Raw genomic sequence first — 15861 nt, forward strand, 5'->3', positions numbered from 1 at the left:
ATAAATTTTAAATTTACCTAATTTTAGGCTTTTAAAAACTCAACATATGATATCGACTATCATTTATATTATGTAATTTTTATGTAATAAATTGAAATTTTTAAATATTAATATTGATTAAATTATTTAAGTATAACTAACATATTGTACTTTTATACTTATATATATAATAAGATTTTTGTAATTTACTCTTATTATTTAATTACTTTACAAATTAATTTTTTTTAGATTTAATAAAAAAATAATTTTTTTAGATTTAAAAATTACTAATATATATAATAAGTAGAGAGTTAGAAAATAAGATTATAAAGAAAAAGAAATTTAAAAAGAAATTAGGCACATCTGTAAGCTGGGTTATGTATTTGACAATAATTTATCTAGCTGTTAAATTACTTTAACAATCCTGCGAAGAACAAGTATGTGAAGTTTATTACCACGCTCTTCTTGCTGCTGGTTGGGTTTACATAGCCATTAAGATTGCTCAAAATGCTGGTAGGCTCTTACTCTACCGTTTCACCCTTACCAAAATTATCTACTTAAATAGTCTTTAACTATCTAAATAGATAATTTTGGCGGTCTACTCTCTGTTGCACTGTCCCTTAGATTACTCTAGCCATCCGTTAGATGGAACCATACTTCACTGCAGCCCAGACTTTCCTCTTGTAAAACAAGCTATTGTCTGATGTACCTAAAAGCGTATTATATTGAAAATAAACTAAAAATTACTTTTCAATCACATCATAATAGTCAGGAGCGGTAAAAATAAATATAGAATCATCTATATCTATATTTTCTACATTGTTATGAAACTCAATTAAAACTTTATTTGATAATTCATCTTTAAAAAATATTTGTTTAACACTATTATCTATTACCTCTATATAATATATATTGTCATAAAGTTGAGCTTCATAAAGATTTTCTCTTAATTTTTTTGCATCTTTAATAAGTTGTAAGATATCAATACTTTTTTCTAATGATGTAAAAATAGCTTGTTCAAGTTCTGGTTCATCAATAATTACATTTTGACCTATAATATAAACATCTTTTTTTATTGGTTCAATATATTTCCATAAAACTTTTCCAGAATTCTTTACAAATATTTTCCCTTTGTAAATAATTTCTTTTCCTGATTCATTAGTTATTGTTTGTACAAAATCTGCTTTAAAAGTTTTTATTTTCTCAAAATCAATATTTGCCCAAGCTGGTATCAAAAGTAGTACACAAAAAAGAAACATACGATAAAACATTCTTTAACCTTATTTTTTATATAATCTTGCGATTATAACTAATACCAAATTAAAGTAAATCAATAGTGAATCATTTGGTATAAAAGGAATTTGTTTTATGGTTAATATATTTTCAAAAATTTTTGGTACATCTAATGATAGAGAAGTAAAGAAATATAGAAAAAAAGCTGAACAGATAACAGCTTTAGAAAAAAATTATGAATCACTAAGTGATGAAGAGCTACAAGATGTTTTTAGTAAGCTAAAAGATGAAGTACAAAATGGTGAAAAACAATTAAACGATGTATTATTTGATTCTTTTGCAATTACTAGAGAAGCTAGTAAAAGAGTCTTAAATATGAGACATTATGATGTTCAATTAATTGGTGGTATGGTTTTAAATGAAGGTAGAATAGCAGAGATGAAAACTGGGGAAGGTAAAACTCTAGTTGCCACTCTTCCTGTTGTACTAAATGCTATGTCTGGAAAAGGTGTTCATGTTGTTACTGTAAATGATTACTTAGCAAAAAGAGATGCTACTGAATTAGAGCCTTTATATAATTTCCTTGGATTTACAGTTGGTGCAATTGTTGGTGAAATTAGAGATGATGGTTTAAGAAGAGAGCAATATGCAGCTGATATCACATATGGAACTAACAATGAATTTGGTTTTGATTATCTAAGAGACAATATGGGATACGATTTATCAGAAAAAGTTCAAAGAGAACATTTCTTTGTTATTGTTGATGAAGTTGACTCAATTTTAATTGATGAAGCAAGAACACCACTAATCATATCTGGACCAACAAACCATAAAAGTGCAAACTATGTAAGAGCAAATGAAATTGCTATGTCTTTGGAAAAAGGTGAATTAATTCAGCCAAAATCTGCCGATGAAAAACCTTATTCAACTGGAGATTTTACAGTTGATGAAAAAAATAGAGCTGTATTAATCACAGAAAAAGGTATAGAAAAAGCTGAACAATTATTTGAAGTTGATAACCTTTATTCTTTAGAAAATGCTATTCTTTCTCACCATTTAGACCAAGCTTTAAAAGCAAACTATATTTTTGAAAAAGATGTAGATTATGTTGTAAAAGACAATGAAGTAATTATTGTAGATGAATTCACAGGTAGACTTAGTGAAGGTAGAAGATTTAGTGAAGGACTACATCAAGCTTTAGAAGCTAAAGAGGGTGTAACTATCCAAGATGAATCACAAACTTTAGCAGATATTACATTCCAAAACTATTTTAGAATGTATGATAAACTTGCTGGTATGACAGGTACAGCTCAAACTGAAGCTACAGAATTTGCAGAAATCTATAACTTAGATGTTGTTTCTATACCAACTAATGTACCAGTACAAAGAATAGATAGAAATGACTTGATTTTTAAAAGTGAAAGAGAAAAATTCGACGCTGTAAGTAAAAAAATCAAAGAATACCATGAAAAAGGTCAGCCTGTACTTGTAGGTACTGCCTCAATTGAAAAATCGGAACACTTAAATAAATTATTAACCAAATTAAAAGTTCCTCATACAGTTTTAAATGCAAAACAACATGAAAAAGAGGGAAAAATAATCTCTGATGCAGGTCAAAAAGGTGCAGTTACAATTGCTACAAATATGGCGGGTCGTGGTGTTGATATTAAACTTACAAAAGAAACACTTGAACTTGGTGGTTTGGCAATTATCGGTACAGAAAGACACGAATCAAGAAGAATTGATAATCAGCTAAGGGGAAGATCAGGTAGACAAGGTGATATTGGTGAATCTCAATTTTATTTATCATTAGAAGATAATCTATTAAGAATTTTTGGAAGTGATAAAATAAAAGGTATCATGGAGAGAATTGGTATTGAAGAGGGTGAACATATTGAATCTAAAATGGTAACTAGAGCAGTAGAAAATGCTCAGAAAAAAGTAGAAACAATGCACTTCGAAAGTAGAAAACACCTTCTTGAATATGATGATGTTGCAAATCAACAAAGAAAAGTAATCTACAACTTTAGAAATGATTTATTAAATCCAGAATATGACATCACATCTAAATTAGATGAACATAGATATGACTATATTGCAAATTTACTTGCAGATGCAGAGATTATTGATGGTATGCCTTCAGAAGATTACAATTATGAATATATCATTACAAAATTCAAAGAAGAGCTTAATTTAATTGTTGAATTAGATGATATTAAAACTGATACATTCCATGAATTAGAAGAGAAACTTGTTTCAATTATTAAAGATGTGTATGAACAAAAAATGAGTATTGCTGCACCTGAGCAAAAAAGTGAAATAGAAAGAGTATTATATTTACAAATCCTTGATAATGCTTGGAGAGAGCACTTATATGCAATGGATACACTTAAAACAGGTATTGGTCTTAGAGGATATAACCAAAAAGATCCATTAGTAGAATATAAAAAAGAATCATACAATATGTTTGTTGAGCTTGTAAGTACAATAAAACTAGAAATCATCAAAGTTTTATTTACTGTTCAACTTCAAAGTAAAGAAGATGCCCAAAAAGAACAAGAAGCTTTAGAAAGAATGAAAGAAAAAATGGAAGAGGCAACTGAAAATTTAGTTACAAATTTTGAACAAGAAAAAATTGCACAAGATGATAAAAAAATAGCTAGAAATGAGCCTTGCCCTTGTGGATCAGGAAAAAAATATAAACAATGTTGTGGAAAAAGTGGACCTAAAAGAGGTTTAGCAGCAGGAAACTAATTTGAATAAAAAATTAGTAAACTTTATTGTCAAAAAATACTTAAGATTTGACAAAAAAAATCCTTTTATATCAATAAGTGCCATTTTGGCATTTCTTGGTGTAGCAATTGGTGTGATGGTATTAATTATATCAATGGCTATTATGAATGGTACAGCAAAAGAGTTTGAAAGTAAACTTTTTACAATGAACTATCCCTTATCAATATATCCAAAATTTCAAAATAGTGTTGATAAAAAACTACTTCAAAATTTAAGAAATGATTTCCCAAATTTAAAATTTTCACCCTATTTAAGTTCACAAGTGATTCTACAAAGTGGTGAGAATATGAATGGTGGAATTATTTTTGGTGTAAATGCTGAAGATGAATCAAAAATAAACTCTATTTATAAAAAAGCTGCACAAAACCAAAAATTAAATAAATATGACATCATAATAGGTAAAGGGATAGAAGAGAATCTTTATGTTCAACAAGGGGATAAAGTTACATTATATTTTACCTCTTTAAATCCAACTGGTTTATCTATGCTTCCTAAAATGAAGAGATTTACTTTTAAAAACTCATTTGAATCTGGATTACACGCTTATGATAAAGCATATGTTTATACCTCTATAGAAGCTTTACAAACTTTATTACGTAAAGATAAAAATACCTTTGATGGTATACATGTTTATTCTGAAAATGCCATGAATGATATAAAAAAATTAGATGATTATTTATTATCTTACGGAGTTGGAATTGTTGGTTGGTGGCAACAAAATGGAAACTTCTTTGCAGCTATGGAGATGGAAAAAAGAGCCCTGTTTATTGTATTAATGCTTATTATACTTGTTGCTTCTTTAAACATCATCTCTTCTCTTCTTATGACAGTTATGAGTAGAAGAAAAGAGATTGCCCTACTTTTATCAATGGGGGCGACAACAAAAGAGATTAAATCTATTTTCTTAAAACTTGGTACAATTATTGGTTTTTCAGGTATCTTAAGTGGTATAATTCTTGGTTTTATAGGGATGTGGTTATTAGATACCTTTGAGATAATTTCACTACCTGCTGATGTTTATGGTACATCAAAATTACCATTAGACCTATCAACTCTTGATTTTGTATCAATTGTTATAGGTGCTATTATTATTGTTTTTCTTTCTTCTTATTATCCAGCAAAAAAAGCAACAAATATTGATGTGATAGATGTATTAAGAAACGAATAACTATTTCTCTTTTTTATCTTCACCATTTCCAATAGATTTGATTAAATCTATTGGAGTATTAATAAGTCTTTTCATAAAATTAACTGGTGCATTTACACTCTCATTTACCAGATTTGTTTTATATTTTGGTTCATCTAAAGTACCAGATATAACAACTTCTGTATCAACCCTTTTTTCTTCCCCTAAAAGAACATAATTTACAACAGGTATATAACCTACTAATTTTGAATAATCTTTAAAAAATATAAGTTTTAGTTTTGCGTCTACAGTAGAAGTTAGAAAATCAATTACCATATTACCTTCAAAATCAATACCATTTCCTTTTGTATTTATATGATCCATATTTAAATATTTATTCTTGAAATCATAAGTAAAATCAACCCTACCCTCTACAATTCTATAACCATTTAAGTTAAATCCACCATTTGTTGCCATTCCAACTACTGAAGGGATTGCTAAAAAGGGATTAATAATTGCAGGAGAAGTATTTATTAAAATAATTAGATTATTTAAAATTGCTAAATCAACAATCTTTGTTCCTTTTAAATTAGCATAACCTGTTACCTTATCATTTTTTCCACTTGCAGTTAAATTAACATTACCATCTTCTATTAACTTTTTCCCTAATAATGCATTTAAAAAAGAATCATTCATATTTTGTGCATCAAAATGTATATTACCATCAACATCTTTTTTATAATAAAACCTCGTCATTTGATGTTTAAGTTCTATTTCAGAACTATCATTTTGAAACTTAAAATTATAAGAATTTGCTTTAGCTATATGTTCTTTATTTATTATTATATTTGAATCTATACCTTTTATATCATAAGAGATTGTACTTTCACTCTCTGAATTTTCATCAGTATTATAAATAACATCATAAGAAGAAACATTCATTTTAATTTTTTCATCTTCTAAATTATAATCCAAAGATATTTTTTTATCTATAGTTTGAAGTTTTAAGTGTTTGTTTTTAAACTCACCAAGCAATTCTAAATTTGTAATTTTTTTACCATTTTTTGAAATAGGAAAATCTAAATTAAAAACTTCACCATTAAATTTAATATTCGAATTTCGAATACTCAGATTCAACCATGAAGTATCATATTTGTGCTCTTTATCTAGAACAATAGTAGAATTTTTCAACTCTAAATCTATATTAGGATATGAGCTTGAACTACTAAGCTCTTTATCTGATAAAACTATATCAATATCATTTAACTTAATTAAAGTAGGATTATTCTCTTTTAATATAATATTAATACCACTATCAGCAGTTTTTATAAAAGTAGTATTATTTTTTATAACACCTGTAGCATTTAATTCTTTTATTTTTTTACCATTTTTTTCAAAAGGAAAATTAAGATTCTTAGCATCAATATCAAAATTTATATTTTTTTCATCGATAATACTTACTCTTAATTTTCCATCATTTATTTTAGTTTTTTGTAATAAATCAGAATAAGTATATATTTTTTGTAGTTCAGGAATATTAATATCTACACTTTCATCATTTATGTTTAATTGAGTATTTAATTTATCAATATTTAGAATTGTATTATTGTTAAAATCTATACTTATATCGGTATTAAAATCTTTTAAAGAAAATATATTTTCATCATCTTTTTTTATTTCAAAACTATTTATATCGGTACTACCACTAGCTGTTTTATTTTTAGTATCAATAGTTAACTTTAAATTTGCATCTAACATATCTTTATGTTGTACATGAGCTTTATTTATTGTTACTAAATTATCTTTTAAAACAACATCTGCTTTATTTGCAAAAAATTCAAAAGAACCTAATCTAAAAATTGCATTTTGTGCTTTAAACTCACCAAAGGCATGCATCTCTTTTGAAGCTAAATAAGGTATTTCCAATAATAGTTTTGAACTTAATTCACCACTAAATTGTTTAACAGGCAAAGATATTTTATAAGCATTCAATATCTCTAAAATATCTTTATTTAGTATTGAGTCTGATTTTAAATCAACATGAACAACACCTTTTTTTAAGCTTGTCAAATCTGTAATAAACACCCTACTTCCATATAATTTACTTTGATCATACATAGGTTTTTCAAGGTCAAAAGAGAGTGTATTATTTTCATAGTTTATGACTAATTTTGGAGTATCTACTGTTTTAGCATCTTTGTGAAATCTAATTTTTGCATTATCAATTACAGCTTGACCTTTTATTGAATCAATTATTGGTTTTTTATTTTTTAAATCTATTTTACCAAGTAAATAGTTTAATTTTATTTTCCCTTCAACATTATTATACATCCAAGCTTCAGCTATTTTATCAAGTCTAAAAAAATCTTTTAAAAATACTAAAGAATCAACTTGTTTATCAGCACTTAAATAAAAATCAAAAATATCATTTGATAATTTTGTGTTAATATCACCTTCTATATATTTATAAATATATTTTCCAAAAAAACTTGCTATATTTTTCTCTAAGTCAATTTTTACATCACCAAATAAAGTTAATGAATTATCTTTAAAATAAATGGAATTAATATTTAAATTAATAAAATTATTATTTGAATTTATCTCGGATGAGATATTTATATATTTATTATCTACATATAATTGGTTTTGATCTAAAAAGATTGTTACGTGGTTATCACCTATATATAAATTCTCTAAACTTATTTTTTCAAATATATTTAAAACATAATCTAGATTTGATATCAAATTCAAAGTATCTTCAAAAGAATCACTATTTTCATCATTTTTCAAATTTATTTTTACTTTTTTGGCTTCTAAAATAAGTTTTTTATCCAATTTTAAATAGAATTTCGAAACTGAAAAATTTCCCAATGTAAATGAATCAATTTTAATACCAGAAAAAAGAGAAAATCCTAATAGAATGAAAAATATTAAAAAAAATAAACTTATAACTTTAACAGTTTTTAACATAATCGAATTATTCCTTATCGCAACGATTGCAGTACTTTTTTATTTAAATATTCCAGTAAGTTCAACAAAAGTAATATATATTCCTAAAGGTAGTACTAATAGTATTATAACTCATTTAAATAAAAATGGTTATGAAACTAATACACTAGATAAACTTGTTGTACGAAGTTTTGGCTATCCTCAAAATGGTTGGATAGATTTAAAAACACAATATATGACAAAAGGTGATTTCCTTTATAAAATCACTAAATCTAAAGCTGCATTAAAAACAATCACTTTAATTCCAGGTGAAACTTCATATATATTTTTAGAACAATTAGCCGAAAAATTTAATCTATCAATAGAAAAGCTTCAAAAAATCTATAAACAACATGCGTATAAAGAAGATGGAAATATTTTAGCAGAGACATATTCTTTACCTTATGGGATGAAAGAAGACCATCTTTTGTTTTATCTATTTTCCCATACAAATAAGCAATATGAAGAGTTTTCAAGAAAAATATTTGGATATTATGATAAAAAGAAATGGTATTTTTATTTAACAATTGCATCAATAATTCAAAAAGAAGCAGCAAATGTAGATGAGATGCCTTTGGTTTCAAGTGTAATTTATAACAGATTACGAAAAAGAATGGCTTTACAAATGGATGGTACATTAAATTATGGTAAGTATTCCCATGTAAAAGTTACAGCAACTAGAATAAAAGAAGACACATCTTCATATAACACATATAAAAATAAAGGTTTGCCAGCAAGCCCAATTTGTGCTGTTAGCTTAAATGCCATAAAAGCTGCAATATTCCCAGTAAAAAGTGATTACTTATATTTTGTAAAAGATAATAAAACAGGTCTTCACAAATTTTCTAATTCATATACTAAACATGTAAATAATATCAATGCAAATAGAGGTGTTAAGAAAAGTTACACAAAAGTTAAAGAAAAAGTTACAAAAATTGATAAACAAGCTAAAAAGATTATGGATACGGACGTTTCTAAGCAAAAGCCTAGTTCAATTAAAGATTTATGGAATAATGTTCAGTAATTTAATGTGAAATATTGAAACAGTAATCTTTTTGTAACTAATTATTATAAAAAATTCAATTATCATAAACTCAAATACTGCTATTATAACACTATTCAAAATTTAATACTTAGGAATAGACATGTCAAAAATCATTTATACAAAAGTTGATGAAGCACCAGCATTAGCAACATACTCTTTTCTACCTATTATCAAAGCATTTACAAAAAGCTCTGGTATTGAAATGGTAACAAAAGATATCTCACTTGCAGGAAGAATTTTAGCGAACTTCCCTGAGAACTTAAAAGAAGACCAAAAAATTGGTGATGCATTGGCAGAATTAGGTGAAATGACACAAGACCCATCTTGTAACATTATTAAGTTACCAAATATTTCAGCTTCAATTCCACAATTAAAAGCTGCAATTGCTGAATTACAATCAAAAGGTTTTAATGTACCTAATTATGATGAGTCAGACGAAATAAGTGCAAGATATGCAAAAATTTTAGGATCTGCTGTAAACCCAGTGCTTAGAGAAGGAAACTCAGACAGAAGAGCTCCAGGAGCTGTTAAAAACTATGCAAAAAACAACCCACATAGAATGGGAGAATGGAAAAGCACTTCTAAAACAGATGTTGTACATATGGACGCAGATGATTTCTTTGGTTCTGAAGTTTCTACAACTTTAGATAAAGAAGATAATTTCAAAATCTCTTTTGTTGATGCAAATGGAGCTGAAACTGTATTAAAAGCTTCTTTACCTTTAGAAGCAGGTGAAGTTGTAGATGCAACAAAAATGTCTTCAAAAGCATTACAAGAGTTTTATCAAAAATCTATTGATGAAGCTAAAGAAAGAGATGTATTATTATCATTACACCTTAAAGCTACTATGATGAAAGTATCTGATCCAATTATGTTTGGATTTGCAGTAAAAGTATTCTTCAAAGAATTAATTGAAAAACATAATGCATTATTTGATGAATTAGGTGTAAACTTCAATAATGGTTTAGGTGACTTATACTCTAAACTTGAGACTTTAGATGCAGATAAAAAAGCTGAAATTGAAGCTGATATTGCTGCAATTTATGCAAAACAACCAAGACTTGCAATGGTAAATTCTGCTAAAGGGATTACAAACTTACATGTACCATCAGATGTTATTATTGATGCATCTATGCCAGCTATGATTAAAGGTGGTGGTAAAATGTGGAATGCTGAAGATAAAGAAGAAGATACTTTAGCAATGATTCCAGATAGATGTTATGCTACAACTTACCAAGTAGTTATTGAGGATTGTAAGAAAAATGGTGCATTAGATCCAAAAACTATGGGTTCTGTTCCAAATGTAGGTCTTATGGCTAAAAAAGCTGAAGAGTATGGTTCACACGATAAAACTTTCCAAGCTCCAGCAGATGGTAAAATTGTTGTAACAAATGAAGCTGGTGAAGCTGTATTTAGTTTAGATGTTGATGGTGGAGATATTTTTAGAATGTGTCAAACTAAAGATGCACCAATCAAAGATTGGGTTAAACTTGCAGTAAACAGAGCAAAATTATCAAATACTCCAGCAGTATTCTGGTTAGATAAAAATAGAGGTCATGATGCACAAATGATTGCTAAAGTTGAAGAGTACTTAAAAGAGTATGACTTAACTGGTTTAGAGATCTCTATCATGGCTCCTGATGATGCTATTCAATATTCTCTTGACAGAATGAGAAAAGGTTTAGATACTATTTCTGTAACAGGTAACGTATTTAGAGATTATAACACTGACCTTTTCCCAATCTTAGAACTAGGAACATCTGCAAAAATGCTTTCAATCGTTCCATTAATGAAAGGTGGAGGATTATTTGAAACTGGTGCTGGTGGTTCTGCTCCTAAACACGTTCAACAATTCCAAGAAGAAAACTACTTAAGATGGGATTCATTAGGTGAATTTATGGCTTTAGCTGCTTCATTAGAGCATTTAGCAAATACACAAGACAATAAAAAAGCTCAAGTTCTTGCTACAACTTTAGATAAAGCAACTGGAACTTTCCTTTTAAATGATAAATCTCCATCAAGAAAATTAGGTGGTATCGATAATAGAGGTTCTCACTTCTATTTAAGCTTATATTGGGCACAAGAATTAGCTGCACAAAATGATGATGCTGATTTAAAAGCAGAGTTTGAACCAATTGCAAAAGCAATGACTGAAAATGAAGAAAAAATTATGTCTGAATTAGTAGCTCCACATGGAACAGCAGTAGATATGGGTGGATACTATTTACCAGATGATGAAAAAACATCAACTGCTATGAGACCATCTGCAACATTAAATTCAATTATTGCATAATTGATTAGAAAAAATAAAAAAAGGTAAGGGTAACACCTTACCTTTTTTTTTATAAAAAATATACAATTATTTTAATTATACTAAAATTTTTTTGATATAATTAAAATATATTAAAAATAAAGGTTATATTTTGATTAATAAAAAAGTAGGAATAATAGGTGTAGGAAATGTGGGTTCTACCCTTGCTTATACATTAGCTCACAAAGGTATATGTTCCTCTATAGTACTTAAAGATATTAGAGAAAATATTGTAGAAGCTATGGCTTTAGATATTTCACAATCAGCAAATGCTGCAAAATCACATACAGTGGTTCATCCAGCAAAATCAGGTGAAGATTTAAAAGATTGTGATGTTGTTGTTATTACTGCTGGAATTCCAAGAAAACCAGGTATGAGTAGAGATGACTTATTACTAACAAATGCAAAAATCATGAAAAGTGTAATTGAAGACATAAAAAACTATGCACCCAATGCAATTATAGTTATTGTATCAAACCCACTAGATGCTATGGTTTATACTGCTATTAAAACTTCAGGATTTAAAAAAGAGCAAGTTGTAGGTATGGCAGGTATTTTAGATAGTGCAAGAATGAGCCACTTTATATTAGAAAAAGTTGGTTTTGGTGCGGGACAAATTGAATCTTCTGTTATGGGTGGTCATGGGGATGATATGGTTCCATTACCTAAACATTCAACAGTTGCAGGAGTTGCAATTACTGAAATTTTAGAAGAAAAAGAGATAGAAGAGATTGTTGAAAAAACTAAAAATGGTGGCCTTCAAATTGTAAAACTTCTTGAAACAGGTTCAGCATACTATGCACCAGCTCATGCTACTTCACTTATGGTTGAAGCAATATTAGATAATAAAAAGAAAATCTACCCTTGTGCAGTTATGTTAGATGGTGAATATGGTTATGAAAATATTGTAGCTGGAGTTCCTGTAATGCTTGGAAATAAAGGTGTTGAAAAAATTATGGAATTAAAACTTGATGAAAATCAAAAGAAACAATTTGCTAACTCAATAGCCTCTGTAAAATCACTAGTTGATGTATTAGAAGAGAGATTCTTCTAATCTTTATTAAATAAAAAAGAGGAAAACCTCTTTTTTATTATTTAGCTAAATTTTTAGCTACAAAATCCCAGTTAACAAGATTCCAAAAATTTTCTAAATATTTTGGTCTAGCATTTCTAGTATCAATGTAATATGCATGTTCCCATACATCACATGTTAATAGTGGAGTTAAACCTTCAGTTATAGGTGTTGCAGCGTTTGGTGTTGCTACAATTTCTAATTTTCCTGTAATATCTTTAACTAACCAAGCCCAACCTGAACCAAAATGGTTTACTGCTGTATTTGTAAAATCTTCTTTAAATTTCTCTACAGAACCAAAAGCTTCAGTTAATGCAGTTTCAACTTCTTGTGGAATTATTGAACCACCAGGAACTAATCCATTCCAGAAGAAATCGTGGTTAAAAACTTGTGCTGAATTATTAAATACACCACCTTCTGAATTTTTAATAATATCTTCTAATGAAGAATCTTCGAATTTTGTACCTTCAATTAATCCATTCAATTTTGTTACATATGTTTGATGGTGTTTTCCATAGTGAAACTCTAAAGTCTCTTTTGACATATATGGTTCTAAAGCATCCATCTCGTAAGGTAATTTCATTAATTCGTGTTTCATATTTAATCCTTTCGTAAATTTAAATTACATAGTAATCTTACTCCTTTTTCTTTAATGAAAAATAAGAGATATATGTTAATTTTTTATTTAAGACAATTTTTGTCCTATTTAGATTTTTATTCCATATTCTTTAGATAATGAATATGCACTGTTTCCAAATATATCCTGTTTGTATCTATCTGCTTTGTTTTTTGAAAAAAAATCTATTAAATTTTTATGTTTATATAATACAGCGTATAAAAAAGGATTTGCTTCAAGATGATCACATAAATTTATATCAACAGCTCTATTTTTAATTAAAGACTTAACGAAATCAAGTCTTCCTTTATAAACACTATAATGTAGGGCATGAAGTTTATCTTTTAAAAATACATTTAAACTTATCCCTTTTGATAATAATAGATTAAATGCAGTAATATTACCTGAATAAATCGCCCAAAAAAGTGCGTTTTTTGTACTTTTATCCCTTTGGTTAACATCAGCTCCCAAATCTATAATATTTTTTAATCTAGTATTTTTCTTAGATATAATAGCTTGAAACATTGCGGACCAGCCATTAGTTGTTTGATAATTTATATTTGCTCCATTTAGTAATAAATACTCAAATTTTGCATCATCATCGACACTGTAAATTAATAGTTTTGATAAATCTTCTTTTAGTGCAATATCGTTTTTACTCATTTTAAATCCTTAAAATTTAATTATAACAAAGTTCTCTTAAAGGTATTTGATAATTGCTATCGATATAATATTTTAGTGTATATTTTTTAATCAAAAGTAACAGTAGAATTAAAATTCTACTGTTTTTGTAAAAGTTCGTATAAAGGTTTTAAAGTATTTTCTATCTCTTCTTTAGACATTGTACCATCTAAAGCACCCTCTTTTACACTACCCTCGTATATTTTTGTTACTGTTCCAACTTCTGTTAAAAGATATGCGAAAAATTTTGTTTTTGAATTATCGGTAACATTTAAAGCTTTTGCCATATTTCCATCCATATCAAATATCATTGGAATATTTGTTCCTTCATTCAATTCTTCAAGTTTACCAGGGATAAACATCTTTTTAACAAACCATGGTGCTGCTGAAATATTTGCAACCATTACATAAGGAATATTCAATTTATATAGTTTAGACAAATCTTTCACGACTGCTAATGAATCATGATTTCCTACTATAATTAAATATTTTTTATTTTTCTCAAATAATGATTCTTTTTTTATTTCGTTATCTTTTCCTACCAACTCATATTTTGCAGGTAAAGAATCATATTTAACAATATTTAATACATTGTCATCTGCCACAATTTGTTTGGGTTTTTCAGCTGTAAAATAAACTAGTAAACCAAATCCAACTATACCTAAAAATACTATTTTTAATAAGTTTGCCATAATTTTCCTCTATTTAAATTTGTGGAATATTTTATCTTATGAAAGTTAACTTTTTATTAATAAAAACTTTAATATAAATAAATAATAAAAACTATATATTATTTAGTTATTTTAGATTTTTTTACCCATCTCTTAAACATTCTATGAACTTTAATCTCATCTTCTAATTCATTTTTATCTAAGATATTATCAACCAATTGCTTTGCTAGAAAAGGTGATAGAACATAACCTCTTCCCCCTACTCCATTTAGCACATACAAATTATCATATTTTGATAACATTTCATCTTTTACGTGTGATCCATTTACCAAATGTGGATATTTGTCAATTGTAGTTTTAGAATCTATAAGTTGCCCAACCATAGGAAAATAATCTAAACTAGATGCTCTAGGTCCTATTTTAATATCACAAACCTCTACATCATCTAATTTTTTGATATCATTTGCAAGTGATATTAACTTTTCACAATCTTCATTGGCTCTTTGTTTACTATATGAACTTTCATTTTTAAAAGAGTTTAAACAATGATTACAGATATTTAAATCTTCATCTATTCTATGGTGTGTAGCTCCAATAGATGTAAGATAATTATTTTTTTCTTCTATAAATGTTGAGTGGGATAAAGAACACTCTTTATGATAGTTTTTTGTTGTTTGAGTAGAAGTATAAATATCTATTTTTTGTCCCCATACAGCTCTTATATTAAAATAATCTTCCCCAATCAAGGAAATATCTGCACCAGTTGTTAAGATTAGATTTTTTGCTTTTAATTCATTGTTTATAATCCAAAAACCATCTTTTTTTTCAATATCTTTAGCTTCATATTTAAAAAGCTTTTCAACATCTTTTGCCAAAACTTTACAGATATTATAAGAGTTTACTTGTGAACCTATATCAAAATAATACCCGCCCTCCATTTGCTCATACTCAAAATCCATATAAGGTTTGTAAGATTGAAACTTCTTTTCATCTTCTTGGTTTTTAGGTATTCTAACAACTCCACAATTTGTAATTTCTTTTGGAGTATTTTCTAAATAAAACTGTGTAGAGAATTTTATAGCTTTAGTTACTAAATCTTTAAACTTATTTGGCTTACCTAAAAGTGGAGAAAGAAAAGCGCCAGCAGCACCACTAGCTCCTTGAGCTAAATCACAGTTTCTATCTAAAAGTAAAATTGAATCACTGTGTTTAGACAAAAAATAAGCTGTACTACATCCTGCAATACCAGCTCCTACTATAATATATTCATACTCTTTTAACATTTTTATCCAATCTATTTAATTAATTGGATATTTTATCTAAAAAAGGCTTTTCAAATATTATTA

At 27.4% G+C, this 15861-nt stretch carries 11 protein-coding genes and 1 other RNA gene; 5 read left to right on the plus strand and 7 right to left on the minus strand.

Translation table 11 applies throughout. The annotated features are described in order from the left end of the window. Nucleotides 1–329: 329 nt before the first annotated feature. Together rnpB and lolA are read right to left on the minus strand one after the other, a co-directional pair. Nucleotides 330–691, minus strand: an RNA gene (rnpB, locus tag ACKU3H_RS12635) — RNase P RNA component class A. A 31-nt stretch (nt 692–722) separates the two neighbouring features. After that, entirely contained in the window at nt 723–1250 is a 528-nt protein-coding gene (gene lolA, locus ACKU3H_RS12640; RefSeq protein ID WP_320034226.1) for a LolA-like outer membrane lipoprotein chaperone, read from the minus strand. A 97-nt stretch (nt 1251–1347) separates the two neighbouring features. On the opposite strand from lolA, the gene secA reads away from it, so the two are divergent. Together secA and ACKU3H_RS12650 are read left to right on the plus strand one after the other, a co-directional pair. Continuing rightward, complete coding sequence (gene secA / locus ACKU3H_RS12645; RefSeq protein ID WP_320034227.1) at nt 1348–3966, plus strand: preprotein translocase subunit SecA; 2619 nt, start codon at nt 1348–1350, stop codon at nt 3964–3966. 1 nt (nt 3967) lies between these two features. Further along, nucleotides 3968–5173, plus strand: coding sequence for an ABC transporter permease (locus ACKU3H_RS12650; RefSeq protein WP_320034228.1), 1206 nt, complete (start codon nt 3968–3970; stop codon nt 5171–5173). Here ACKU3H_RS12650 and ACKU3H_RS12655 read toward each other — a convergent pair whose 3' ends face one another. Further along, nucleotides 5174–8101: an AsmA-like C-terminal domain-containing protein gene (locus ACKU3H_RS12655; RefSeq protein WP_320034229.1), complete on the minus strand. Its 2928-nt coding sequence runs from the start codon at nt 8099–8101 to the stop codon at nt 5174–5176. It abuts the gene before it with no gap. Between ACKU3H_RS12655 and mltG the strand changes: the two genes are divergently transcribed. The 3 genes from mltG to mdh all read left to right on the plus strand — a co-directional run bounded on the left by mltG (nt 8052) and on the right by mdh (nt 12529). Continuing rightward, the gene (mltG, locus tag ACKU3H_RS12660) at nt 8052–9143 is read left to right on the plus strand and encodes an endolytic transglycosylase MltG (RefSeq protein WP_320034230.1); all 1092 of its coding nucleotides are present in this window, start codon (nt 8052–8054) and stop codon (nt 9141–9143) included. The genes ACKU3H_RS12655 and mltG overlap by 50 nt on opposite strands. Before the next feature lie 121 nt (nt 9144–9264). Further along, entirely contained in the window at nt 9265–11457 is a 2193-nt protein-coding gene (locus tag ACKU3H_RS12665; protein ID WP_320034231.1) for an NADP-dependent isocitrate dehydrogenase, read from the plus strand. Between the two features lie 130 nt (nt 11458–11587). Next, nucleotides 11588–12529 (plus strand): malate dehydrogenase, encoded by a 942-nt coding sequence (gene mdh, locus ACKU3H_RS12670; protein ID WP_320034232.1) that lies wholly within the window; start codon nt 11588–11590, stop codon nt 12527–12529. Between the two features lie 37 nt (nt 12530–12566). On the opposite strand, the gene ACKU3H_RS12675 is transcribed toward mdh, so the two are convergent. The 4 genes from ACKU3H_RS12675 to ACKU3H_RS12690 form a co-directional block, all read right to left on the minus strand. After that, on the minus strand, nt 12567–13145 hold the full coding sequence (locus ACKU3H_RS12675) for a superoxide dismutase (RefSeq protein ID WP_320034233.1): 579 nt from the start codon (nt 13143–13145) through the stop codon (nt 12567–12569). A 108-nt stretch (nt 13146–13253) separates the two neighbouring features. Further along, the gene (locus ACKU3H_RS12680; protein ID WP_320034234.1) at nt 13254–13826 is read right to left on the minus strand and encodes an ankyrin repeat domain-containing protein; all 573 of its coding nucleotides are present in this window, start codon (nt 13824–13826) and stop codon (nt 13254–13256) included. Nucleotides 13827–13942: 116 nt separating this feature from the next. Continuing rightward, nucleotides 13943–14536, minus strand: a complete 594-nt coding sequence (locus tag ACKU3H_RS12685) for a hypothetical protein (protein WP_320034235.1) — start codon at nt 14534–14536, stop codon at nt 13943–13945. A gap of 98 nt (nt 14537–14634) precedes the next feature. Beyond that, entirely contained in the window at nt 14635–15798 is a 1164-nt protein-coding gene (locus ACKU3H_RS12690; RefSeq protein ID WP_320034236.1) for an FAD-dependent oxidoreductase, read from the minus strand. Nucleotides 15799–15861: the final 63 nt, after the last annotated feature.

Origin of the sequence: Halarcobacter sp., from assembly GCF_963675975.1 — a bacterium.
Lineage (GTDB): Bacteria > Campylobacterota > Campylobacteria > Campylobacterales > Arcobacteraceae > Halarcobacter.